Source organism: Glycomyces sp. NPDC048151 (genome assembly GCF_043202775.1).
Classification (GTDB): domain Bacteria; phylum Actinomycetota; class Actinomycetes; order Mycobacteriales; family Micromonosporaceae; genus Glycomyces.
This window is the reverse complement of sequence record NZ_JBIDBB010000009.1, coordinates 23,818-45,260: the sequence shown is the minus strand read 5'-3', so window position 1 is coordinate 45,260 and position 21,443 is coordinate 23,818. Positions and strand designations below refer to the sequence as shown.

Annotated in this window: 23 protein-coding genes and 1 tRNA gene; 16 read left to right on the top strand and 8 right to left on the bottom strand. The window is 67.3% G+C overall.

Annotated elements, in window-relative coordinates:
• Positions 1 to 14 precede the first annotated feature (14 nt).
• Complete coding sequence (locus ACGGCP_RS21510) at positions 15 to 1,535, bottom strand: ATP-binding protein (RefSeq protein WP_392968857.1); 1,521 nt, start codon at positions 1,533 to 1,535, stop codon at positions 15 to 17.
• A 227-nt stretch (positions 1,536 to 1,762) separates the two neighbouring features.
• On the opposite strand from ACGGCP_RS21510, the gene ACGGCP_RS21505 reads away from it, so the two are divergent.
• Together ACGGCP_RS21505 and ACGGCP_RS21500 are read left to right on the top strand one after the other, a co-directional pair.
• The gene (locus ACGGCP_RS21505) at positions 1,763 to 2,398 is read left to right on the top strand and encodes a hypothetical protein (RefSeq protein ID WP_392968854.1); all 636 of its coding nucleotides are present in this window, start codon (positions 1,763 to 1,765) and stop codon (positions 2,396 to 2,398) included.
• A gap of 15 nt (positions 2,399 to 2,413) precedes the next feature.
• Positions 2,414 to 2,992, top strand: coding sequence for a hypothetical protein (locus tag ACGGCP_RS21500; RefSeq protein WP_392968851.1), 579 nt, complete (start codon positions 2,414 to 2,416; stop codon positions 2,990 to 2,992).
• 249 nt (positions 2,993 to 3,241) lie between these two features.
• On the opposite strand, the gene ACGGCP_RS21495 is transcribed toward ACGGCP_RS21500, so the two are convergent.
• A tRNA-Pro gene (locus tag ACGGCP_RS21495) sits at positions 3,242 to 3,318 on the bottom strand.
• Between the two features lie 125 nt (positions 3,319 to 3,443).
• Positions 3,444 to 4,340 carry a metallophosphoesterase gene (locus ACGGCP_RS21490; protein ID WP_392968848.1) on the bottom strand — a complete coding sequence of 299 codons (897 nt, stop codon included), beginning with the start codon at positions 4,338 to 4,340 and terminating at the stop codon, positions 3,444 to 3,446.
• A 24-nt stretch (positions 4,341 to 4,364) separates the two neighbouring features.
• On the opposite strand from ACGGCP_RS21490, the gene ACGGCP_RS21485 reads away from it, so the two are divergent.
• The 4 genes from ACGGCP_RS21485 (at position 4,365) to ACGGCP_RS21470 (ending at position 8,321) form a co-directional block, all read left to right on the top strand.
• Complete coding sequence (locus ACGGCP_RS21485; protein ID WP_392968845.1) at positions 4,365 to 4,820, top strand: GatB/YqeY domain-containing protein; 456 nt, start codon at positions 4,365 to 4,367, stop codon at positions 4,818 to 4,820.
• 71 nt (positions 4,821 to 4,891) lie between these two features.
• A complete protein-coding gene (locus ACGGCP_RS21480) occupies positions 4,892 to 6,523 on the top strand; it encodes a peptide chain release factor 3 (RefSeq protein WP_392968842.1) in 1,632 nt (543 codons plus the stop codon).
• Positions 6,523 to 7,389 (top strand): 16S rRNA (adenine(1518)-N(6)/adenine(1519)-N(6))-dimethyltransferase RsmA, encoded by an 867-nt coding sequence (gene rsmA / locus ACGGCP_RS21475; RefSeq protein WP_392968839.1) that lies wholly within the window; start codon positions 6,523 to 6,525, stop codon positions 7,387 to 7,389. Before ACGGCP_RS21480 ends, rsmA begins: the two co-directional genes overlap by 1 nt.
• The gene (locus ACGGCP_RS21470) at positions 7,389 to 8,321 is read left to right on the top strand and encodes a 4-(cytidine 5'-diphospho)-2-C-methyl-D-erythritol kinase (protein WP_392968836.1); all 933 of its coding nucleotides are present in this window, start codon (positions 7,389 to 7,391) and stop codon (positions 8,319 to 8,321) included. Before rsmA ends, ACGGCP_RS21470 begins: the two co-directional genes overlap by 1 nt.
• Before the next feature lie 43 nt (positions 8,322 to 8,364).
• Here the strand turns inward: ACGGCP_RS21470 and ACGGCP_RS21465 are convergent, their stop codons facing one another.
• Entirely contained in the window at positions 8,365 to 9,336 is a 972-nt protein-coding gene (locus ACGGCP_RS21465; RefSeq protein WP_392968833.1) for a hypothetical protein, read from the bottom strand.
• Entirely contained in the window at positions 9,336 to 9,746 is a 411-nt protein-coding gene (locus tag ACGGCP_RS21460; RefSeq protein ID WP_392968830.1) for a hypothetical protein, read from the bottom strand. Before ACGGCP_RS21460 ends, ACGGCP_RS21465 begins: the two co-directional genes overlap by 1 nt.
• Positions 9,747 to 9,955: 209 nt before the next feature.
• Between ACGGCP_RS21460 and ACGGCP_RS21455 the strand changes: the two genes are divergently transcribed.
• Both ACGGCP_RS21455 and ACGGCP_RS21450 read left to right on the top strand, forming a co-directional pair.
• On the top strand, positions 9,956 to 10,408 hold the full coding sequence (locus ACGGCP_RS21455; protein ID WP_392968827.1) for an ASCH domain-containing protein: 453 nt from the start codon (positions 9,956 to 9,958) through the stop codon (positions 10,406 to 10,408).
• 2 nt (positions 10,409 to 10,410) lie between these two features.
• Positions 10,411 to 10,971, top strand: coding sequence for a hypothetical protein (locus ACGGCP_RS21450; protein ID WP_392968824.1), 561 nt, complete (start codon positions 10,411 to 10,413; stop codon positions 10,969 to 10,971).
• 46 nt (positions 10,972 to 11,017) lie between these two features.
• Here the strand turns inward: ACGGCP_RS21450 and ACGGCP_RS21445 are convergent, their stop codons facing one another.
• Entirely contained in the window at positions 11,018 to 12,331 is a 1,314-nt protein-coding gene (locus tag ACGGCP_RS21445; RefSeq protein WP_392968821.1) for a pentapeptide repeat-containing protein, read from the bottom strand.
• Between the two features lie 297 nt (positions 12,332 to 12,628).
• Positions 12,629 to 13,036: a hypothetical protein gene (locus tag ACGGCP_RS21440; protein WP_392968818.1), complete on the bottom strand. Its 408-nt coding sequence runs from the start codon at positions 13,034 to 13,036 to the stop codon at positions 12,629 to 12,631.
• A 233-nt stretch (positions 13,037 to 13,269) separates the two neighbouring features.
• Between ACGGCP_RS21440 and ACGGCP_RS21435 the strand changes: the two genes are divergently transcribed.
• The 8 genes from ACGGCP_RS21435 to ACGGCP_RS21400 all read left to right on the top strand — a co-directional run bounded on the left by ACGGCP_RS21435 (position 13,270) and on the right by ACGGCP_RS21400 (position 20,657).
• The gene (locus ACGGCP_RS21435; protein ID WP_392968815.1) at positions 13,270 to 13,527 is read left to right on the top strand and encodes a hypothetical protein; all 258 of its coding nucleotides are present in this window, start codon (positions 13,270 to 13,272) and stop codon (positions 13,525 to 13,527) included.
• A gap of 8 nt (positions 13,528 to 13,535) precedes the next feature.
• Positions 13,536 to 14,282, top strand: coding sequence for a hypothetical protein (locus ACGGCP_RS21430; protein WP_392968813.1), 747 nt, complete (start codon positions 13,536 to 13,538; stop codon positions 14,280 to 14,282).
• Positions 14,279 to 14,722, top strand: a complete 444-nt coding sequence (locus tag ACGGCP_RS21425; protein ID WP_392968810.1) for a hypothetical protein — start codon at positions 14,279 to 14,281, stop codon at positions 14,720 to 14,722. Before ACGGCP_RS21430 ends, ACGGCP_RS21425 begins: the two co-directional genes overlap by 4 nt.
• A gap of 2,742 nt (positions 14,723 to 17,464) precedes the next feature.
• On the top strand, positions 17,465 to 18,202 hold the full coding sequence (locus ACGGCP_RS21420) for a hypothetical protein (RefSeq protein ID WP_392968808.1): 738 nt from the start codon (positions 17,465 to 17,467) through the stop codon (positions 18,200 to 18,202).
• Positions 18,193 to 18,564, top strand: coding sequence for a hypothetical protein (locus tag ACGGCP_RS21415; protein ID WP_392968805.1), 372 nt, complete (start codon positions 18,193 to 18,195; stop codon positions 18,562 to 18,564). Before ACGGCP_RS21420 ends, ACGGCP_RS21415 begins: the two co-directional genes overlap by 10 nt.
• Positions 18,565 to 18,570: 6 nt before the next feature.
• Complete coding sequence (locus ACGGCP_RS21410) at positions 18,571 to 19,518, top strand: hypothetical protein (RefSeq protein ID WP_392968802.1); 948 nt, start codon at positions 18,571 to 18,573, stop codon at positions 19,516 to 19,518.
• Positions 19,515 to 19,976 (top strand): hypothetical protein, encoded by a 462-nt coding sequence (locus ACGGCP_RS21405; protein ID WP_392968799.1) that lies wholly within the window; start codon positions 19,515 to 19,517, stop codon positions 19,974 to 19,976. Before ACGGCP_RS21410 ends, ACGGCP_RS21405 begins: the two co-directional genes overlap by 4 nt.
• A gap of 123 nt (positions 19,977 to 20,099) precedes the next feature.
• Positions 20,100 to 20,657 (top strand): hypothetical protein, encoded by a 558-nt coding sequence (locus ACGGCP_RS21400; RefSeq protein WP_392968796.1) that lies wholly within the window; start codon positions 20,100 to 20,102, stop codon positions 20,655 to 20,657.
• Between the two features lie 23 nt (positions 20,658 to 20,680).
• Here the strand turns inward: ACGGCP_RS21400 and ACGGCP_RS21395 are convergent, their stop codons facing one another.
• Positions 20,681 to 21,442 carry a type III pantothenate kinase gene (locus ACGGCP_RS21395; protein ID WP_392968793.1) on the bottom strand — a complete coding sequence of 254 codons (762 nt, stop codon included), beginning with the start codon at positions 21,440 to 21,442 and terminating at the stop codon, positions 20,681 to 20,683.
• Position 21,443: the final 1 nt, after the last annotated feature.

The following is a 21,443-nucleotide window of genomic DNA, read 5'->3' as shown; positions in this document are numbered from 1 at the left end:
GAGTCTCCCCCCTCTTACCGCATCATCCAGTCCATCTGGGTGCGAACTGCCGCGAGCAGGATGGTGTTCATGTACTCGAGCTGATCCTGACGCTTGCGCTCCCAGCGGTTGATTCGAAAGAACTCCTCTAGTTGTAGATACAGGAGGCTCTTCAACACAGGAGCGTCATTCAGTCCTCCGCGTCGACCACCGTTGAAGGCGTCCCGATAACGACGGTTCAGTCGGATGATGTGGTCGTCGCGGTCGAGCTCGAAGAAGCGGTCGTCGGGCAACGGCACCCAGACAAAGGACACAGGCTCTTCGCCCTTCGCCTCTTCGAACTCGTTTTTCACCGATTTGCGCACCTTCGGTTCCAGCCCTTTGCCCGGGTAGATCCTCGGGACCCGTTCGGGCGCTCTGCTGCCTCCCTCCCGATAAACGGCCTGCGCATCGTCGAGGTACTCCTGAAACGTTCGCCCCTGGGCGTCGCGCGCCTTGTCCAAGCCTCTCGAGAACGCAGGGCTGGCTGTCACGCCATCCTTCTTCACGTTCAGACGGAAGACTTCGCCTCCATCGTTGGGCAGGTCGATCGAGACTCGAGCAAGATTCAGATGGGTCTCGGCGACGCGATAGCCGTTCCAGCCGCCGGCCTGCACGAGTCGTTGATTCCGATAAAAGTAGAAGCCCTGCCGGTCTTGAAGCGGTCCGCCCCTCCGGAACTGAGGCTCCCTGGACTTCGCAGGCCAGATGTGGGCCGTCAGGTCGAGCGTTCCGAAGCCTTCGATCTCGGCTCGGAAGACGGACGGGTAACCGCGCCTCCCCGTCACCTTGTGTCCGAAGGGGTTCAGTGGCTCGCATTCCTCGACTTCCGAGATCTCGCCGCTGAGAGCATCCTCCAGCATGATGTCCAACCGCAGGCCCGCTTCAATGAATCGGTGGAAGCGAAGCTCAAGGTGGGTGTCGAGCGCGTCGACGGTCTCGGACAGGTATCGGGCTGTCCCACCTTTCGCGATCGTGTCGAAGGAACGGACACGGTCCCACCGGACGACGGTTCCGTGAGGCACCGTGACCTCCGAGTACCGGTCGAGCAGCCCGCGAGCGAAGTCTCTCTCGACGGTTCCGCAGCTGAAGTCCGTCGCGTACTCCCTCGACTCGAGCCTCCTCGCCGCGGCGGCGGACCCAACCGTTCGACTCGCGATCGTGAGCGAGCCCGCGTTCGAGAGCGAGGCCGCTTTGAGACCCGCTCCGAATTTCCCGAGCGATCCTGGCCGATAGTCCCTTCGCAGACCGACCGTCATAGCGGCGTCGAGTCCTGATTCATCCATTCCTGCACCGTTGTCAACGATGACCAGACTCCGAAGGTGTTCGTCGTCGGAGAGGAAATGGATTCCGACCCGGTCCGCACTGGCGTCGATGGAGTTGTCGACCAAGTCCGCCACGGCTTCGTACAGGCCGTACCCCTGGCTGGCAAGAGCTTTCCCGTATCCCGGAGCGGGAGGCAGTTGCTTGCGGTCGAGGATGGGGACCTCGTCTTGCCAAATCGATGCATGGTTCACTTGCGGAACACTCCTGTGTGACGCTGGATCGCTTCGGGCCTGCCCGCTCGGAGACCAAATCGATGACAGTCCAAAAAGAGTATACGAGCCACACTCGCCCAACACGCGATCGCAGGCTAAGCGCCGGTCTCTCGAGACTCCTGTGCGAATCGGTTGATCCAACCCCTCGGCGGACTGGACTACCATCGTCGACGACGAGGAAGAATCTCCGGACGGTGAGGAGCATCATGCCGATTCACGACGTCTACGTGTTCGAAGCGATCGACATCGAGCCGCCTGTGACCGAACCCGAGGTCGAGGCCAAGATCGACGCAGGGAAGTACCAGAAGGTCACTTGGGGGGACGACGGCAGGATCGGGGACGGGTACTTCGTCAAGGTCGGCGAGGACGGGACAATCGGACTCGCGATGACTCCGAAGGTCGACGAAGACGGCGTTCTCCGCCATCGGGGCATCTGCGTCCAAGGCAACCCTCTGGACGAGGACCACCGAGACTCGACTATCGAGGCCGAGCTTCGCGAGATCGTCGCCGATTTCGGAATCGCACCGGACGGCTCCCCCAGAAGCTTCGGAAGCGCCATCTATATCCAGAAGGACGACCTCGAATTCAAGGTCTCCGTCGAGGAAGGCCGGGTCGTCCGGGCCCAGGTCGCGCCGCCGGAGGCGGCTGCCGAGCAGGGGCCGTTGCTCAACCTCGCGATCTCCGAATACGAGGCGGAGCTGCTGCGGCAGATGGTCGCGCTCGACATCCACGATTGGAAGTCCGGAGACATGCCAACCGATCCGATGGACCCGGCCTTCGCACACCGGCGCGCCGCGGCCAGCGAAGCGCTGCTCGCGAAATTGAACGAGATTCTGGGATAAGGAGCGGTCCAAACGATGACCGATACCGTCCACGACCGCATCGGAGCTCTGGCTCGCGAGTCATTGACCACCGTCGAACCCGGCGCGGACCCGACGCTGTTCGGCGTTTGGAGGAACGGCGACGAGGTGAGTATGAGCGAGCTGGGCTCGCTTACGAAGCTGCTGCTGGAATCCGAGCGCAGTGGTCGTCCAGTCGGCGCTTCGCTTGAGCTCATCGGCGAGTTCGCCCGCGCGGAGACTCTCGAGGATCTCGGGATCGAGGAGCCGGACAACCTGTTCGCGATCGCTGTGCGAGTCGAGACCTGGGCGGTCGACACGAGCGACAACGAGGTCTCGCTCGACCTAGCCAACATGCTCACCGGCGAACGGCGCCTCAAGGAACATCCCGACGCCTTCACCGCCTACGCCTGCTGGGCACACTGCGTTGACGGCACCGGCCACGAGGCCGTCTGGCGGGAGAACGAAGCGGCGCCCCGTTGGCGACAGATCCCGCCCGGCAATCGCCGCTGGCGCACCGACCAGATCCCCAAGGGACTGCGGGCGATCCTCGAAACGGTCATCGCCCTGCGTCGGCAGCGCCCGACCGATCACTGAGGCGGTATGCCTCGCGTCCGACTGTCGAAGAGCCACTTAGAAAGAGCAACGCAGGGGCCGGACGAACTCTCTCCAATCACTGCGACTCCCTGCAGCACCGACGGCAGCTGTAGTGACTAATACCACATGTCGATGGCTCATGCTGACGGCTATGGTCGGAGCCTGACGTGGCGTCTCACGGACGAACCACGGACGACTCTGGATCTTGAAGTGTTCCAGGCCGGAGGCTAAGCCTCCGACCTGGTGTGATGGTCGGGTTGACAGGATTTGAACCTGCGACCCCCTCGTCCCGAACGAGGTGCGCTACCAAGCTGCGCCACAACCCGATGTTCTATTTTCACGCACGCTGGGCGTTCGTGTCGATTGGAAATGCTACCTGAGGGTGCTGACCCCCCTCGATCGGGGGCGGGGCGCTCCGGGCCCGGTCACACCCGGGCCCGGAGCAAGGGAGCTAGAAGGCCTTCGGGACGAAGGTCAGGAGGCTCGCCTCCGGCGCGCAGGCGAACCGGACGGGCGCGTACGGGCTCGTGCCCAGGCCCGCCGAGACGTGCAGCCACGTGTCCTCCCACGGGTGGAGGCCCTTCACCCGCTCGCGGTCGATGCCGCAGTTGGTGACGAGCGCCCCGTACCCGGGCACGCAGACCTGCCCGCCGTGGGTGTGCCCCGCGGCGATGAAGTCGTACCCGTCGCGCGCGAACTCGTCGAGCACGCGCGGCTCCGGCGAGTGCGTGAGGCCGATCGACAGGTCGGCGCTCGAAGGCACGGGCCCGGAGACCAGCTCGTAGTCGTCCAGGTCGAAGTGCGGGTCGTCCACGCCCGCGAAGTGGACGTTGAGCCCGGCGACGACCTTGTCGGCGGCCGCGTTGTTCAGGTCGAGCCACCCGCCGTCGACGAGGACCTTGCGCAGCTCCTCGGTCGGCAGCGGCGCCCCGTACTTGTGCTCGTGGTTCGGGTTGAAGTACTGCAGCGGGTTCTTGAACACCGGCGCGTAGTAGTCGTTGGAGCCGAACACGAACGCCCCCGGCGCGCGGAACAGCGGCCGGAGCGTCTTGGCGACGAGGTCGATCGCGTCCGGGTGCGCGAGGTTGTCGCCGGTGAGCAGCACCAGGTCCGGGTCGAGCGCGGACAGGGACGCGACCCAGTGGGCCTTGCGCACCTGCCCGGGCGTCATGTGCAGGTCGGAGATGTGCAGCACCCGGATCGGCTCGGCGCCTTCGGGCAGTGCGGGCACCGCGAAATGGCGGAGCGTGTACTGGACGCGCTCATAGAGAGACGCGTAGGCGAGCGCCAGCGCCCCGGCGCCGACCCCGATACCGGCTGCTGCGGCTAGTCCACGGCTGATCTTCATACCCCAACGGTAGATTGTCGAGATATGAGCGAGCTAAAGACCCAGTTGGAAACCGATATGCGAGCCGCCCTCAAGGCGCAGGACAAGGTGACGCTAGGCACGCTGCGCATGGTCCTCACGGCCGTCAAGAACGAGGAGATCGCGGGCAAGACCCCGCGCGAGCTCGATGACGCCGAGGTTGTGAAGGTCCTGGTCAAGCAGGCCAAGCAGCGCCGGGAGGCGGCCGAGGGGTTCCGTGCGGGCGGGCGCGAGGAGTCGGCGGAGGCCGAGCTCGCGGAGGAGGCCGTGATCAAGCGGTACCTCCCGTCCGAGCTCACTGAGGCCGAAGTCACCCAGCTGGTGCGGGACGCGATCAGTGAGGGCGGTTTCGCCGGTCCGAGGGACATGGGCAAGGTCATGAAGGCGGTCGGCCCGAAGACGGCGGGCCGCGCGGACGGGAAGCTCGTCGCGAACATCGTGAAGGCGGAGCTCGCGGGGTAGCGCAGCCCGGTCGTGTCGCCGTTCACGGCTATCGTTGAGGGTCGGGCCCGTTTACGAATCTTGAGGAATCCATGTCCAGCCACATCGCGGCCGAGGCCGCGCGCCGCCGCACCTTCGCGGTGATCTCGCACCCCGACGCCGGCAAGTCGACGATCACTGAGGCCCTGGCCCTGTACGGGCGGGCGATCTCGTCGGCCGGCGCCGTCCACGGCAAGGGCGACCGCAAGGGCGTGGTCTCCGACTGGATGTCGATGGAGCAGGACCGCGGGATCTCGATCACGTCGGCGGCGCTGCAGTTCGAGTACCGCGGCTGCGTCGTGAACCTGCTCGACACGCCCGGCCACGCGGACTTCTCGGAGGACACGTACCGCGTGCTCACGGCCGTCGACGCGGCCGTGATGCTCCTGGACGCCGCGAAGGGCCTGGAGCCGCAGACGCTGAAGCTCTTCGAGGTGTGCCGGGCCCGGCGCATCCCGGTGATCACGTTCATCAACAAGTGGGACCGCCCGGCGAAGGACGCCCTCGAGCTGATCGAGGAGATCGAGACGCGCATCGGCATCAAGCCGACGCCCGTGACGTGGCCGGTGGGCGTGGGCGGCGAGTTCCGCGGCGTCATCGAGCGCGTCGGGTTCGGGGAAGAGGCCGACGGACGCCGGGCCGCCGGGCCTCAGGTCCCGGGCATGGTCCGCTACGAGCGCTCCCCCGGCGGGCAGCAGCTCGCGACGGCCGAGTTCCTCGACGAGGACGCGGCGATGGCCCAGTTCGGGCCCGATTACGAACGCGCCCAGGAGGAGTCCGAGCTCCTCTCCGAGGTCGAGGCCGATTTCGACCCGAAGACCTTCGAGTCCGGGCAGACGACCCCGACCCTGTTCGGCGCGGCCCTCGTCCACTTCGGCGTCGGCCAGCTCCTGGACCTGCTCGTGGACATCGCGCCGTCGCCGTTCTCGCGCGACGACGCGAAGGGCGAGCCGCGCGACCTGGAGGCGGGCTTCTCCGGTTTCGTGTTCAAGTCGCAGGCGAACATGAACGCCTCGCACCGCGACCAGCTCGCGTTCATCCGCGTCTGCTCGGGCCGGTTCGAGCGCGGCATGCAGGTCACGCAGGCGCAGGGCAAGCGCACGATGTCCACGAAGTACGCGCAGACGCTGTTCGGCTCGGCGCGCGACACCGTGGACGAGGCCTGGCCGGGCGACATCGTCGGCCTGGTCAACGCCACGGGTCTTTCGGTGGGCGACACGATCTACGCGGGCAAGGCCGTCGAGTACCCGCCGCTCCCGGCGTTCGCGCCCGAGCACTTCGGGGCGCTGCAGATGCACGACACGTCGAAGGCGAAGCGGTTCCGGCGAGGCATCGCGCAGCTCGACGCCGAGGGCGTCGTGCAGGTCCTCTACTCCGAGCGGCGCGGCGAGGCCACGCCGGTGCTCGCGGCGGTCGGTCCGCTGCAGTTCGAGGTCACGACGGCCCGCCTCCAGGCGGAGTTCGACGTGCCCGCGACGATCGACCACCTGCCGTACCAGCTCGCGCGCCTCACGGACGCCGAAGGCGCGCAGCGCCTGCGCACCGCACCGGGCGTCGAGGTGTTCACCCGTCCGAGGGACGGCGCGTTCCTGGTGGCCCTGCCGAACAAGTACCGCATCCAGACGATCGTGAACGACTACCCCGGGCTGGTCCTGGAGCCGCTGCTCGCCGGGGGCCAGGGCTGATGGCGCGCCTGCTGACCTCGGGCGACATCCGTTCGCTGTCGCGCGGCCTGCAGATCACGCCGACGAAGAAGTGGGGCCAGAACTTCGTCGTCGACGCGAACACGGTGCGCCGCATCGCGAACGTCGCGAAGCTGGACGCCGAGGACGTCGTGATGGAGGTCGGCCCGGGCCTGGGCTCGCTCACGCTGGCGCTCATCGAGATCGCGCGGCGCGTGATCGCCGTCGAGATCGACCCGAAGCTGGCGCTCGCCCTGCCGACCACGGTGGAGCACCGCGCGCCGGAGGAGCACACGCGGCTCACCGTCGTCGAGACCGACGCGGCCCGCATCAAGCCCGAGCAGATGCCCGAGCCGCCCACGGCGCTGGTGGCGAACCTGCCGTACAACGTGGCCGTGCCGGTGGTCCTGCACGCCCTGGAGACCTTCCCGAGCCTGCAGAAGGGCCTCGTCATGGTCCAGGCCGAGGTCGGCGACCGGCTCACGGCCGGGCCGGGCTCGAAGATCTACGGCGCCCCGAGCGTCAAGATGGCCTGGTACGCGAAGGCCCGGCGCGCCGGTTCGGTGTCGCCCAACGTGTTCTGGCCGGTCCCGAACGTCGCCTCCGGGCTCGTCGCGTTCGAGCGCATCGAGAGCCCGGACGCGAACCGCGTCGAGGTCTTCGGCGCGGTGGACGCCGCGTTCAACCAGCGCCGCAAGATGCTGCGCCAGTCGCTCAAGGCGTGGGCGGGCGAGAGCGTGGACGCGGTACTCGATCGGGCGGGGATCGAACCCACGAGGCGGGGTGAATCGTTGGACATTGCGGAGTTCATCGCCCTCGCCGACGCCAAGGAGGCGCTGGGCGCGACCGCACCGTCTCAGGAGGCTTGATGTCCGGACAGACCGCGCCCGCCCAACCTGGCGCATCGATCAGCGTCGACGTGCCCGCCAAGATCAACCCGCACCTCGGCGTGGGCGACGCCCGGGCGGACGGCTACCACGCTTTGTCCACTGTGTACCAGGCGATCAGCCTGCACGACACGGTGACCGCCGAGCGGCGCGGCGAACCCGGCATCGAGATCACCATCTCGGGCGAGGGCGCGGGGACCCTGCCCACAGACGAAGCCAACCTCGCCCACAAGGCCGCCAAACTCATCGCCCTGTACGCCGGGATCGAACCCGACGTCAAGCTGCACCTCAACAAGCGCATCCCCGTCGCCGGGGGCCTCGCGGGCGGCTCGGCCGACGCCGCCGGGGCGCTCATCGCCTGCGCGCGGCTGTGGGAGGTCGAGATCGGCGACGCCGAGCTCCAGCGCCTCGCGGCCGGGCTCGGTTCCGACGTGCCGTTCTGCCTCAAGGGCGGTACCGCGATCGGCTCCGGACGCGGGGAAGAGGTGACCCAAGTGGACGCCAAGGGCACCTGGCACTGGGTCGTCGCCACCACGGACACCCAGATCTCGACCCCCGAGTGCTACAAGGAGGTCGACCGCCTCCGCGAGGACGGCATCGGCCGCTATTCGTCCGATGTGGGCCCGCTCGTCAAGGCCTTCGAGACGGGCGCGAGCGCCGACGACCTCGCGCGCCTCCTCATCAACGACATGGAGGCCGCCGCCGTCAGCCTCCGCCCGCAGCTCGCCTCGCTCATGCACGGCGGCTTGGAGGAGGGCGCCCTCGCCGCGCACGTCTCCGGCTCGGGCCCCACGGTCCTCTTCCTGGCCACGGACGTCAAGCACGCGGTCGCCCTCGCCCGCCGCATCCGCATGCGCGGCGGCGCGAAGAGCGTCCACCTCGCCCACGGCCCGGTGGACGGCCCCGCCGCCTGACGCCAGCGGTGTCAGCGGTGGCGGTGGTGGCGGCGGCTGCCGGTCAGTCGAGCAGTTCGCCGCCCGGCACGTAGTGCCTCGGCAGAGTCTTCCAGTTCTCGAGGTCCTTGTACGCGCCGATCATGTCATCCCGCAGCGCCTTCGCGGAGTCGTCGCGGCCCTTGTCGAGGCCGCTCGTGAGCGAGGTGATCGCGGTGTTCACGTGGCCCACCCACTCAGTGAACTCCATGGTCGTCACATCCGGAAACTCCAGCGAGACGACGACGGGATTGATGCTGTCCGCCAGTGCCGAGGCGACCAGCCCGACCGCGCCGACGACGACACCCGCCACCGGGAACTTGAACAGCGCCAACCCGACGAACCCGCTCGCGTCCGAGACCGTCTCAAGGGCGTCTTTGGTCTTCTTGGCGGCCTCCGCCTCGTCCTTCGTCGAACCGCCGCCGCAGGCGACCACCGGCAGCTCGGCGAACGCCTTCCGGATGGCGACCTGTCCCCAGGCCTCCAGCGCGACCGCTCCGGCGAGGTACTTGGCGATGTCCCTGTGCCGCGTGATCGCGCCTTCCAGCGGCTGCATGAACTCCTTCTGGAAGGGCTCGGCGGCCTTCTCGTCCCACTCCTCGGTGTAGTCCTTGGCCTTCTTGATGTGCGGACTCTCGTGGAGTTGGTTGAGCGTGCCACGGAAGCCGGTGTACTTCGACCACAGCTGCCCGAGCTCCGCCTCCTGGCCCTTGTCGAAGTAGGGGGTGTAGGCCGCTTTGATCGATTTGATGGTCTGTGTAGTGGCCTTTCGGGCCTCGTGCTTGAGCCTCGCGGCGTTCTCTTCCGTGTAGCCCATGGGTTTGCGCGGGATCGCGATGCCGTCCACCCAGCCGCCGACGGCCTTCCCCTGCTTGGCCTGGTCGTCGATCCACATGTTGAAGCCTTCGAGGATGAAGCGGTACTCGATCTGGTTCCTGGCCCCCTCCCAGAGGGCGTCGACCTGCTCCAGCGTCGGTGTTCCAGCGGGAAAGGCCATCAGACGCCCCCTCGGTTGTACGGCATGGGCTCGTCCTTGCGGTCGGGCGAGTTCGGCCGGTCCGCGCCCATCGAACGGTGGGTCTTGCGCTCGCCGTCGATGTCCTCCTCGTGCTCCTCGAAGGTGCGTTCCACTTCGCGGTCGGTCATCCGGTGGTTCTCAGCAAAGTCCACAAGGGTCAATCCCATGGCGCGGATGTTGACGCCGGTCTGGTAGATGAAGGTGTAGAAGATCTCGTACGCATCGTCGAACGCCAGTAGGAGCGCGGTCGACCTGCCGTTCCCGGTGAACGCCTCGGCGCGGTCGCGGGTCGACTGCGCCACGTCGATGACCAGGTCGTCGTAGGCGTCGGCCAGGGCTTTGAGGTGGACGGCTCCTGCCGTCTCGAGGTCGTCGGGGTCGACTTTCACTGCGCTGCGCCTCATTCGGGGGGAACTTCGGAGGGATGCGGACATCGGATGCTGTCATGGTCGCGAGGCCGCGGACCGCCGTCAAGCGGGGAGGGCGGCGTTCGGTGTCCCGGTCCGTCCGGGACGCCTGGAAGCCGGGACGACTGAAGGCCGGGATGCCTGGAAGCTGGGATGCCGTGAGGGATGCCGTGAGGGACTACGGTGGGCGCATGCCGACGAGCGAACCCACCCCCGCAGAGATCGCCGCGATGCCGAAGTCGGAGTTCGCGTTCCCCGGGCCGCTGCGCGACCAGCTGGTCGCCGCGATCCTCGACGGCGCCAAGACCTCCACCACCGGACTCGTCATCGACTACGAGCACGAGGACGAGCCCCTCCCACAGGTCGGCGAGCAGGCCGTGGTCGTCGACTCTGCAGACCGGCCCGTCGCGGTCATCGAGACCACCGAAGTGCGCGTCGTGCCGCTGGCGGCGGTCGACTTCGCGCACGTCGTCGACGAGGGAGAGGGCGACCGCAGCATCGCCGAATGGCGGGCCAACCACGAGTCGTTCTGGCACAGCGAAGAGATGCGCCAGGCCCTCGACGATCCAGACTTCACTGTGGACGATGCGACTTTGACGGTGCTGCAACGCTTCCGCATGATCGCCGACCTGAGAGGCGAGTAGCCGTGACCACGCTCGAAATGCGGATCCCCTCCCGTCCGCCCGTAGTCGGCCAGGCCGCCGCACTCCTGTGGACCGCCGCCGCGCTCTTCGCGTGGGCATGCGTCGCGAAATGGGCGCTCGGACGCGTGTTCAGCGAGATCGGCAGCGACGCGCAGTTCCGCGTGGCGAACGCGCACAACTACGACCCCGACCTCCTGGAGTACGTGCCGTTCTACCTCGATGTCGCCGGGTTCCTCGTTGCCCTCTGCTACACGGGCTCCGCGCTCTGGTTCGCCCTCGCCGCCCGCAGCGTCGCCCGCGGTCGGCCCCGCTCCCTCACTAGGACGGTCTCCGCGACGGTCAACGTCGCCATCGGGCTCGCCTTCCAACCGCTCGTCTGGTTCAGCCTGCCCGAATCCGGCGACGCGAAGGGGCAGCAGGTCCTCGACCGAATCGCCGAGGAGACGCCGTGGTGGGTCCACGCCGGTGACGCACTCGCCTTGGTCGCCTTCATCATCGCCATCGCCGCGATCGTGAAGCTGTGCAGCAACGACGCCCGCTGGTTCCGCGGCGCCCTCGACTAAGGACATCTACTAAGCACATCTGCTGAGGCGCCGAATAAGGCATCGACTAAGGCTCTGCCCACGGGTCCAGGTGCGGCACGGACGGCTCGCTCAGGTCGAGTTCCTTCACCGTCCAGTACCGGAGCTCGCGGTTGCCCCGCGGGGCCACCGGCCGGTAGTTCCCCGGGAGGGACTGGTCGAACAGCATCTTGCGGAACAGCGCCCCGCTCAGCAGCACATCCCCGAGGAAAGCCGACCGCGCGAAATCCACGGCGTCGTTGAAGTACGCCTCCCGGAAGCTCGCGCCCGCCGTGCACACCGTCTCCCGGAACACCGCCAGACCTCGGAACACCGCCTGGTCGAAGGCGGCGTCTGCCCTGAACGTGGCCCGCTCGAACACCACCCAGTCGAAATCGGCGTCGGTGAAGTTCGCACTGTCGCCGAACTCTGCTTCGGTGAAGAGCGCCAGCTCCGCGAACTTCGCCAACTCGAAATCCGCCCTGCCCGTGAAGACCGACCTCGCGAAATCGGTGCGGAAGATGAACACGGCCCCTTCGAAGTTCGCGTCTCCTTCGACGAGTACCTCCGTGAACCGGATCTGGGAGCATTGCGTCCGCGCCCAGCCGATCCCCTCGGCGAACCTCGCCCTTTCGAACGAGACAGGCCCGAGCAACATCGCCCGGCTGAAATCGGCACTGCCGCTGAACACCGTCTCTTCGAAATCGACTGCGCCGTAGAACTTCGTCCGCTGGAACTCTGCCGGCCCCTCGAAGCGGACGTGATCGAACCAGGCCCGATTTTCGAAGGACGTTCCCTGGAAGAACGCATAGCCGAGGATCCGGGCCCCGGTGAAGTCGGCATTCTGGAGGCGGCATTCGCTGAAGTCGGGAGAGATCAGCACCGCGTTCTCAAGATCGAGACGGGTGTGCCTCCAGTAGTTTCGCGGGCCGAGCTTGAGTTTGAGGCGCCGCCCGAGGATCTCCATCGCGAACGCCCGGACCTCCCGCTCGGGGTCATTGGACGAGGCCCCGTCTGGGGCGAAGGGACGGCGCAGGTACGAGCAGATCTCGTCGAGGACCAGTTGGCGGAGTTCCTCGTGCTGCTCGCCGAGGCGTTCCAGGTTGTAGAGGCCGCCTCTGCGGATGGTGTGATCGGACGATGAGAGTTGCTCCACCGCTTGCATTCTCAGTTCGGTGATGCGCTGCTGGGTGCTGTGGAACTCGTCATGCTGCTGACGCCGGAAACTGAGGACGAGGGCCGAGGCCGCGCCGATTCCGGCTGCGACGGTGAGGGTGGCGCGGACGGTGTCCAGCCGCATCTTCGCGATCTCCAGGTCGGCTTGCGCGTCGCCTGCGGTGCTTAGGGACTCGATCTCGGCCATCTGGAGTTCGTAGTAGGCCCATCCGCCGATCAGGATGAGGACGAAGACGAGGAGGAGGACCCAGGAGCGGATAGGACGGGGTCGCCAGGGCTGCTTCGGGATGGCGTCGGGGACGCGGCGCTCCCAGCCCACATCGATGAGCATCACGGTCCGCTGGAACCAGTGGGCGAAGGCGCGCTGGGGCATGTGCCAAGCCTACGAACCCCCTGCTTCGGGTGGGGTTCAAGCAGAATCACCAAAGCGCGCACCCCGTGTGGCAGGATGCGCGCCTCGGTCAGGTTCGCGGTTCGCTCTCGATCACTTCGGACCCGGGTAGTTTGGGTCCATCGCATCAATGCTGGACTCGCCGAATACGCTCTCCCATTGCAAGGGACCCGAAATGGTGGCGATGTGCCTGCGGACCTTGATCCAGAGCTTGCGAGAGCCGTAATAGAAGCTCAGGTGGTCCATTTCGTTTCCGTTTTCGAGCGCGGACTGGATCGTCGGCCAGACCTGATCGAAGGAGCGAGTGCAGTCGCTCGGGTACTGGCTGTAATCGACGTCCCCGTACACGCCGTTGCCCTCGAAGATGGCGCCGCGGACCAGTCTGTCGCTCCCCGGGACCGGGGTCGAGATGCCGAAGAGCGACGTCCAGCCCCCATCTGCCACGGTGGTTCCAATCCGGTCGAGCGCCTTCTTGGCGTCTTCTTTTGTTGGCACTGTCATCGCGGTCCTCGCTGCCTTCTGTCGGTTGTTGATCGCGGTACGCGGAACATCCTGCCTGATCACACCGCTTTGGGGGCCGAAACTCGCGGTCGGGACTCGTTTCAGTCTGAGCTCCGGCCGTGATGAGGGGACCTCGCTAAGGCCGGATTCGACTAGGCTCCTTCGTGTTGGTCGACTGCCTTGAAGGCAGACGGCCGGACCGCACCTAGTTCTCTGGTTTTAGAAGGGCCCCAATGGCTTCCGTCGATGAAGTGATCGCCTCCCTCAGCGCGAACGCGAACGCTGTTGTTGAGACGCAAGGACAGATCGAGGCCACCAAGCAGATGACCGAGGAGACGCTTGGGCAGTTGCAGGCGTTGGGGGTCGAGGGCGCTGCTGCGGCGCTCAGCGCTTGCAAGGATCAGATCGAGGAGTGCAGCGCGATGGTGGCCGCCCTGCAGAACAAGTTGAACGAGGCCATGGCCGCCGCCGCTGCCGCCAAGCAGAATTAGGGAAGCTCGTGGCTGGACTACCTGAGCTGGCCGCCAAGATCGGGGCCGACAAGGAGTCAGTAGAGGCGGTCGCTGGGCCCATTAACTCGTCGAAGGGTCAAGCCGAGCATGTGCTCACGGCGTTGGCCGGACTCGGTATCGAAAAGAGCTCCGCGCGTATGCGGGGTGTCATCGACCAGATCGAGGAAGCCGAGTCGATCCGGGAGGCTTTGCAAGGGGCCCTAGTCAAAGCGCAGTTTATTGTCCTGTCGGCCATACATGGGAAGATGGGACCCAGCGCGCCCGGATCGGGAGCCGTTGTCCCGCTAAAGCGAATCGACGAGCAGACAGGTGCCCCGAAGGCCGGACTCGACGCCGTCCCGCCGCATGTGCGGCAGGAGCCTACACCGAGCGGCGACGAGCTGGCCGGAGTCGACCCGACCATCGGGCCCTTCCAGAAGGAGCACGAGGACGCCGGAGCCGACCGCCAGTTGAACCCGTTCCAACGAGGCACCCGGCGAGCGGCACGGAACGTCGGAGACCTGCGAGACGCCGCAGACCAGCTTGCACTTCCGACAATTCGCGAAACGGGCGACCTCTGGCAACCGCCCGAGACCTACCCGGTCGTCGGCACGGCCGAGCCACATTCCACTTACGTGGCTCCGCCTCCAGCACACACAGATTTCCAGGGCTCAGTCGGTAACCTCGTAGTCATGACCGTGCTGGTGGCAGAGTGGGCCGCCCGAGGGCTGAAGAATAGGAAAGGCAAGAAATGAAGGCAGGCAAGCTCTTCCGCGACACGATGCGCGCTTCATCGCTCGGCGACTCCGACGAGGCGGCGCGGCTCTACGCTCAGATCCCTGAATCTGAGATCGACAACTACAACATGTTCATCATCGCCTTCTTCGCTGGCGCGCTCGGGGTTCGCTTCAAAGATGACCACAGCCTCGCTGCAATCAAGCAGTTCGCTGAGGAAATGCAGATCGACTACCGCAATGCCAAGCCACCGGTGAAACAGCTCGTGATCGAAGGCCTGATTCGTGGCATGCTCGGCGAGGAGGACCTGTTCGATGAGATTTCCCCCGAGGATCAATACCGAACCCAGCTCCTGGCGATCCGGAAGATTGTAGGCCAGTCGCCTGAGATGCAGGCTCGACTGGATGACTACCTCACCGAGGCTGAAGCGCTGTCGGATCAGTGGATCGCCGAGGCGTAACAAGGCCCGGGAGATTCACCCGAAAGACGGTAAGGCATTAGGGGGACAAGGCCAATGGCCTTGTCCCCCTTGGCATCTCATCTTGCGTCTAGACGCTTGTGTCTCGTAAGTTGACACGTAAGTTTTTGGTGAGCCATTATCGAGAGACCGGCACTCGCTTTCTGAAGCGAGCCAGGTTCTTACGTCTCGAACGGAGCTTGTTACGTCGCATCCCGTATACATAGACGCCTCTAGATAGGCCAGAATACTTCCAGTCGCCCGGTGGTCCAGGACTACCAATCACGTTCCACCGGGCGACCTAACATCAGAAGGAGTGCTTCCGTGTCGTCACCGACGATACGCTATTCGGGCGTACCTGAAAACAGCCATTCAGCCGAATCAGCGTCACACCTCAACGCCGATACGACCGCCTACATGCCCGGCCGTCGTTCCCGATACAGCCCAGCAACTTCGGAGCGCGACCCTGCCCGCGCTCATGGCTCCGATCCAGGAACCAACCCTGAAACTGAGCCCGAGAGCGATCCCGAAACTGAGGCCGAAGTCAGGGGCGAAGGCTGGACCGAGTCCGCCACCTTCACCAGGCCAGACCCGGTGGCCCGCTGGCGGGCCGCCATCGAAATCGGCCGGGAAAACCGTGCTGAGTCTGCGAGTCCTCTCGTGCCCGGCTTCACCCCGGGCAAGGCCGGTCCGATCTCCGACGACCCGCGCCACAACCGCGCGTTCCCACACCCGGAAAATCCGGGCCTGTCCGCCGAGGAAGACGGCTTCTACGACTGGGCGAACCGTCGCCTTTTCCTCGAAGACGGATCACCCGATCCGCTGACTCCGGGCGCCCTCCGGTACCAAACCCGTCCCGACCTGTGCGATCTCGACGCACCCGATTCCGACCCGTCGAGTCCGCGCTACGAGCCACCTCAGCTGCGCCACAAGCCGGGTGACAACTGGCTGATCGACAGGGCGCGTCCTTACGACGTGCTCGACCCCGGTCCGTTCGGCTCGCCCGGATGGTTCCCGGACCGTCGCACTGGCCGACACCGTCGCGACGAACTCCCCGACCCGATCCCCTGGTGGGAAGCAGAAGAGGACCCCGACAAGGCCGAGTGGGCCGAGCAGGCCGAGGCGCTGTGGGACCGTCGGACGCGTTTGACCCGCGAGCGCGAAGCGTCCGCGATGCGGCGCGATGCCGTCGATCGTGATGGCGGTTCCGGCGATCGCATCGAGGGCGACACCGCTCGGTTCGTGCGAGTGGACGGGGATTCGGTTGGGCCCCAAGGAAGTCGATCGACGGCGCGGTTCGGAGCTGAGCCGGACCGACCTTCAGGCGGCGATTACGCGGGCTCGGTCGTGACCGAGTGGGCGTCCGCGCCCGACGCTGAGGCGGAGTCCAGGTCAGAGACGAGGTCGGAGGCGGAGTCGGGGGCCGAGTCGGAGGCGGAGTCGGGTCTGGGCTTCGAGTCGGGGTCGGAGTTCGAGTCCGACTCCGGCGCGGGGTCCAGGTTCGGCTCTGGGCTTGGGCCGAGGTTCGACTCCGGGCAAAGGTCCGGGTCGTGGGAAAGGCTCGGCACTGGGGGCGGGCCCGGGTCCGGGTCAGCGCAGGGGCTTGGTTCTGGGTACGGGCCCGGCGCTGGGTACGGGTCCGGCGCTGGGCTCGGGTCCGGTGCGGGGCTCGGGTTCAGCGCCGGGTCCGGGGGCGGGGCCGAACCCGGGTCAAGGCAACGGACCGGCTCCGCTGCCGCGCAAGAGTCCGCGTCCGGGCGATGGTCCGGCTCCGAAGCGACTCGCGACCCCGACCGCGACCGCGACCGCGACCGCGACTACGAAAGCGGTCGCGGTGACGACAGTGGTCGCGAGAGCGCGAGTGATGGCGATGGCGGTCGCGAGCACGGTCGCGTGAGCGCGATCGGTCGCGAGAGCGGAGGCGAGCACGGGCGCAAGAGCGCGAGCGGTCGCGGTCATGGTCGTGAGCGCGATCGCGCGACCGCGAATGGTCGCGTTGGCGATAGCGGTCGCGAGAGCGCGAGCGCGAGCGGTCCCGGTCATGGTTCCGAGCACGATCGCAGGAGCGCGAGTGGTCGCGGTGGCGACCGCAGTCACGAGAGCGCGAGCGGTCCCGGTCATGGTCCCGAGCACGACCGCAGGAGCGCAAGTGGTCGCGTTGGCGATAGCGGTCGCGAGAGCGCGAGCGCGAGCGGTCCCGGTCATGGTCCCGAGCACAATCGCGCGACCGCGAATAGTCGCGGTGGCGACCGCAGTCACGAGAACGGCCGCGAGAGCAGCCGCGCTCGCGGTCGCGGCCTCGTTCGCGAGAACGAGAGGGATCGCGAGACCGAGAGCGGTCGCAACAACGGTCGCGGGAGCGAGAGCAACCGCGAGTACGGAGGCGAAAGCGAGAGGGGTCGCGAGCATAGTCGCGAGAGCGCGAGTGGTCGCGTGCGCGGAGGCGAGAGCGAGAAGGGTCGCGAGCACGGCCACGAAAGCGGAAGCGGTCGCGTACGCGGAGAAGAAAGCGAGAGCGATTACGCGCACGGCCACGAAAGCGAGCGCAGCTGCGAGCACAGCCGCGGGACCGGTCACCACGAAGATGCGAGTGATCGATGGCGTCCGGAGCTGCCAGAGCGTCCGAGTCCGACTCCGCGACACCGTGAACCTCGCCGTCCGTGGGCTGCACAACCCCCGCAGCCAGAGCCCGCGAGCCGTGACCGCGACCGAGACCCCGACCGAGACCGCGACCACCAGAACCGCATGCGCCCCGACGACTCCCAGACCGAGGAACCATTCCGGTTCAACAAGCTGCGTGAAGACGCGTGGGACAGGTTCATCGTCAAGTCCGCCGACCTGGCCGCCGCGCACGGGTCGCGGGGCGTCGACCATGGGACCGGCCCGTTCGTCGGAAGGGTGGCGCGGGGTCTGCGCCGTCTCAAAGGTCTGCTGCGGTCAAGAATCATGGCACCCGAGGCCGCGCAATCGCATGCGCCAGAACCGGTCCCGGGCCGAACCCCGGGCCCGATTCCGATCCCGTCGCCGGTGACGATCCCGGTGCAGTCCGGGCCGGGACGGTCCGGCGACGGGCCCAGCTCAGGTTCGGCCGCAGTCGCATCGCAGCCGGGGGTGTCCGGGGGCGGGTTGTCGTCCGCATCCATGGCGGCGACCGCTGGGCGGCCCGAGGCGACCGCGTTCCGGTCGGGCGACGTGATCGCGTCCCGGGCGGCCCGGTTCGCTCAGGCCGTGCTGGGCGCGCAGCGGGCGCGGGGTGCTCAGCGCGTACCGGCCGCCGCACCCGGAAATGGCCGGGAGTGCGAGGGGCAGCGTGAGCAGGGGCGTCATCAGCCGGGGAGTCCGGTCGGCGCTCAGCGGGGCGAACAACAGGGCGCTTCGCAGGTGCGCGCCAACTCAGCCGACGTCCCCAGACCGTTCATGGCCGAATGGGAACGCCACTTCCAACCCGGCCGCGACCTGAACGGCGGTGCCGTATGGGCGTAGGACGCCGTGCGCCGCAACGGGTCCGGGCCCGGTACGCCAAAGCGCTCGCCGAGATTCCGCTGGCGATCACCTCGTTCAGCGGGATCGATCCGGGCGGGCTCGTCACCATCGGCGAAGCCGAGATCGACGGGCGCGAACTCCACTTCGGACTCCTGTATGCGATTCCGCGCCTGTGGATCAGTTTTCCCGACCGGCTTCCGCCGGTCCTGGGGTTCGTCACCGGCCTCGACTCCGGCACGACGGACCTCCACATCACCGACCTCGACCACCTCGAATGGGCCCGGCAAGCCGGACGAGCCGCGCGAATTAAGCGCGAAGCCGTCACGGTATGGCAAGCGGCCCAACGTGAATGCGAAGGATGAACGACCATGTCCTCAGACCGCGACGAAACCACCGCGCTCTTCCGCGCCCACGCCACCGCCCGCTTGCGAGGCGACACCGCCGAAGCCGACCGGCTCGCCGCGCGAATCGGCGACGAGCAGCGCATGAGCCACATGGTGTTCACGCTGACGCTGTTCGCCCAGTACGTGCGCGAGGAACTCGGGTACGAACCCGACCGCGCGAACCTCATGGCGCTCACGGCGCGTCTGCACGAGAAGCATTACCGCCCAGGCGGTTCGTTCGAGGCGATCCGAGGGGAGGCGATGGTGCGGGCCGTGACCGTCGAGCCGATGCTGCTCACGGAGATCCCGCAGAACGAGCAGTCGGCGTACATGTGGGCCGTGATCGACGAACTCGCCGAAGTGGCGCCGACCGACGCCGACCTGGCGGAACGCTTCGCTCTCGCCGAGGAGTACGGAGCCGACATGTTCAATGACGCGCTGGCCTCGCCGGTTTTCGAGGCGATGCGGCGGGAGGACGCGCAGACCGGTTCGCCGCGATCCGAAGCGGCGCAGCCTGATCGGGAACCGGCCGGGGAGGAGCAGTCGGTTCGGAGGTCGGGCGAGGCGGCGCGGCCGGACCAGGAGTCGGCTGAGGCGGGGCGGCTGAACCGGGAGCCGACCGAAGCGGAGCGTCCGGATCGGAAGCCGACCGAGGCGGCGCGGCCGGATCGGGCGCGGGTCGATTCGGCGGGTGCCGGTGCCGAGGCTGGAGCCCCGATCGAGTCGCGGGTTTCGTCAGCGGCATCGTCCCCGGCCTCGTCACCGAGCTCGGCACAGTCCTCGTCGCAGACCTCGACGCCCTCCTTGACGCCGTCCTCGTCGCAGACCTTGACGCCGTCCTTGTCGCCGTCCTTGTCGCCGTCCTCGTCCTCGTCGCCGTCCTCGTCGCCGGACACGTCCTCCGGTGCCTCCCCGAAAGGAACCGAAGCATGACACTCGATCCGCTCCACCACAACCACCTCACCGCACTCCTGACCGGCGATCTCGACGCCGCCGCGCGGCTCCGGCAGCAGTTCCGCGCCGATGACCACGGCACCGCCACCGAACTCCTCAGGGCCGCAACCGCTGTGACCCTCGAATACCGCTTCGGGCCCGGTGCCGGGCTCGGGGCGTCGCCGATTCACCACGGACGCCTGGCCGCGTTCATGTCCGAGCTGCGGCTGGCCGGACGCGCGACCCTGCCGCCGCCGGACTACCTCGCCGTCGAATCCGTCGCCCGTGCGCTGTACGGCGAACCGCATCTCGTCCAACCGCTCTCGGACCAGCGGCGGACCCGGGCGATGTACGCCGTCGTCGACCATGAGCTGGCCCGTTACGCGTGGCTCCGGCAGCATTCGGGGCATCTCGTCGACCAAGCGCGCCAACGCATGACGACTTGGATCCTGGTCTGAACCGGGGCCGGGCCCGCGTCCCGCTTCGGGGCGCGGGTCCGGCCGTCCCCGGCCCGTTTCGCGGGAGGGTGCGACGCACGGGTGGCGCTTGCGGCGGGAGGCCTGAAGTCCGAGGATGAAGTGATGTCAGTCGAGATCATCGCGCTGTTCGCGGACTGGGGCCCGGCCGTGGAGGCGTACCGGGCGTCGGGCACCGACTTCTACTGGGACCCGTTCCAGCGCGGGGAGGAGCCGTCGTTCGCGGAGGTGCACGACCTGGGCGGGTTCAAGCGGTTCCTGCGTACGGAGAGCTTTTACCTGGACCTCGAGGAGAAGCTGGCGGCGGCCGACCGGGAGCGCGTCGAGCCGTTCATGCGCCTCATCGGCGCGTACAGCAGCCCCGAGGACTGGAAGGGGTACCCGGCCGACGACATCGTCACGGACTCGGACGGGCCGACGCCGGAGGACCACATGTTCTCCATGCGCCCGGCGAAGGTGGTGCATGCTCTCGAAGTGGCGGAAGGGATTCCGTGGCAGGCGATCGAGGCGGCGTGCGAGCGGCTCGACCTCGCGTCGGGCAGGAACGACGTGTGGACCATCGGCTCCTACGACGAGTTCGCGTGGATCCTGTCGACCTACATCGACTGGATGAAACGGGCCGCCGAGGGCGGGCGCGGGCTCATCGTGCTCGCCAGCATCTAGGCGGGCGGGCACGATGAGCGCCGTCAGACGTTGCGGTCCCAGATCATCCTGAGGCCGTGGAGGGTCAGGTTCGGCTCGTAGTGGGTGACCGTGGCGCACTGCTCGATCACGACCGGGGCGAGGCCGCCGGTGGCGACGACCGCCGTGGGGGTCGTGCCGAGCTCCTCGGTGATGCGGGTGACGAGACCGTCCACTTGGGCCGCCGTGCCGTAGACCATGCCCGACTGCAGACACTCCACAGTATTCTTTCCGATAACGCTGCGGGGCTTGACGAGCGGAATCTTGAGCAGGTTCGCGGCCCGGGAGGCGAGGGCGTCGATGGAGATCTCGATGCCCGGTGCGAAAGCGCCGCCGAGGAAGTCGCCGGTCTCGGAGATGACGTCGATGTTCGTCGAGGTCCCGAAGTCGACGGTGATGCAGGGGCCGCCGTAGAGGTGGAAGGCCGCGTGCGTGTTCGCGATGCGGTCCGGCCCGGCCTCGCGCGGGTTGTCGATGCTCAGGCGCACACCGGTCTTGATGCCGGGCGCGATCTGCACGAGGTGCGCGTGCGGGTAGTACCGCTGCACCATCTTGGCGACCTCGGCCCCCTGCTGGGGCACCGTGGAGGACAGCGCGATCCCGGTGAGATCCACGCCGTCGCCGTCGAGGAGGGCGCGGAAGGTGAGGCCCAGCTCGTCGGCGGTGGCGTGCGGATCGGTGCGGATCCGCCACGAGTGCTTGAGGGACTCGCCCTCGAACACGGCGAGCACGGTGTTGGTGTTACCGATGTCGACGCACAGCAGCACG

What these genes read in the sequence shown, in the direction of transcription:
- ACGGCP_RS21505 (WP_392968854.1), top strand. Translation starts at nt 1,763, where the DNA reads ATGCCGATTCACGACGTCTACGTGTTCGAAGCGATCGACATCGAGCCG.
- ACGGCP_RS21500 (WP_392968851.1), top strand. Translation starts at nt 2,414, where the DNA reads ATGACCGATACCGTCCACGACCGCATCGGAGCTCTGGCTCGCGAGTCA.
- ACGGCP_RS21490 (WP_392968848.1), bottom strand. Translation starts at nt 4,340, where the DNA reads ATGAAGATCAGCCGTGGACTAGCCGCAGCAGCCGGTATCGGGGTCGGC.
- ACGGCP_RS21485 (WP_392968845.1), top strand. Translation starts at nt 4,365, where the DNA reads ATGAGCGAGCTAAAGACCCAGTTGGAAACCGATATGCGAGCCGCCCTC.
- ACGGCP_RS21480 (WP_392968842.1), top strand. Translation starts at nt 4,892, where the DNA reads ATGTCCAGCCACATCGCGGCCGAGGCCGCGCGCCGCCGCACCTTCGCG.
- rsmA (WP_392968839.1), top strand. Translation starts at nt 6,523, where the DNA reads ATGGCGCGCCTGCTGACCTCGGGCGACATCCGTTCGCTGTCGCGCGGC.
- ACGGCP_RS21470 (WP_392968836.1), top strand. Translation starts at nt 7,389, where the DNA reads ATGTCCGGACAGACCGCGCCCGCCCAACCTGGCGCATCGATCAGCGTC.
- ACGGCP_RS21465 (WP_392968833.1), bottom strand. Translation starts at nt 9,336, where the DNA reads ATGGCCTTTCCCGCTGGAACACCGACGCTGGAGCAGGTCGACGCCCTC.
- ACGGCP_RS21455 (WP_392968827.1), top strand. Translation starts at nt 9,956, where the DNA reads ATGCCGACGAGCGAACCCACCCCCGCAGAGATCGCCGCGATGCCGAAG.
- ACGGCP_RS21445 (WP_392968821.1), bottom strand. Translation starts at nt 12,331, where the DNA reads ATGGCCGAGATCGAGTCCCTAAGCACCGCAGGCGACGCGCAAGCCGAC.
- ACGGCP_RS21440 (WP_392968818.1), bottom strand. Translation starts at nt 13,036, where the DNA reads ATGACAGTGCCAACAAAAGAAGACGCCAAGAAGGCGCTCGACCGGATT.
- ACGGCP_RS21435 (WP_392968815.1), top strand. Translation starts at nt 13,270, where the DNA reads ATGGCTTCCGTCGATGAAGTGATCGCCTCCCTCAGCGCGAACGCGAAC.
- ACGGCP_RS21425 (WP_392968810.1), top strand. Translation starts at nt 14,279, where the DNA reads ATGAAGGCAGGCAAGCTCTTCCGCGACACGATGCGCGCTTCATCGCTC.
- ACGGCP_RS21420 (WP_392968808.1), top strand. Translation starts at nt 17,465, where the DNA reads ATGCGCCCCGACGACTCCCAGACCGAGGAACCATTCCGGTTCAACAAG.
- ACGGCP_RS21415 (WP_392968805.1), top strand. Translation starts at nt 18,193, where the DNA reads ATGGGCGTAGGACGCCGTGCGCCGCAACGGGTCCGGGCCCGGTACGCC.
- ACGGCP_RS21410 (WP_392968802.1), top strand. Translation starts at nt 18,571, where the DNA reads ATGTCCTCAGACCGCGACGAAACCACCGCGCTCTTCCGCGCCCACGCC.
- ACGGCP_RS21405 (WP_392968799.1), top strand. Translation starts at nt 19,515, where the DNA reads ATGACACTCGATCCGCTCCACCACAACCACCTCACCGCACTCCTGACC.
- ACGGCP_RS21400 (WP_392968796.1), top strand. Translation starts at nt 20,100, where the DNA reads ATGTCAGTCGAGATCATCGCGCTGTTCGCGGACTGGGGCCCGGCCGTG.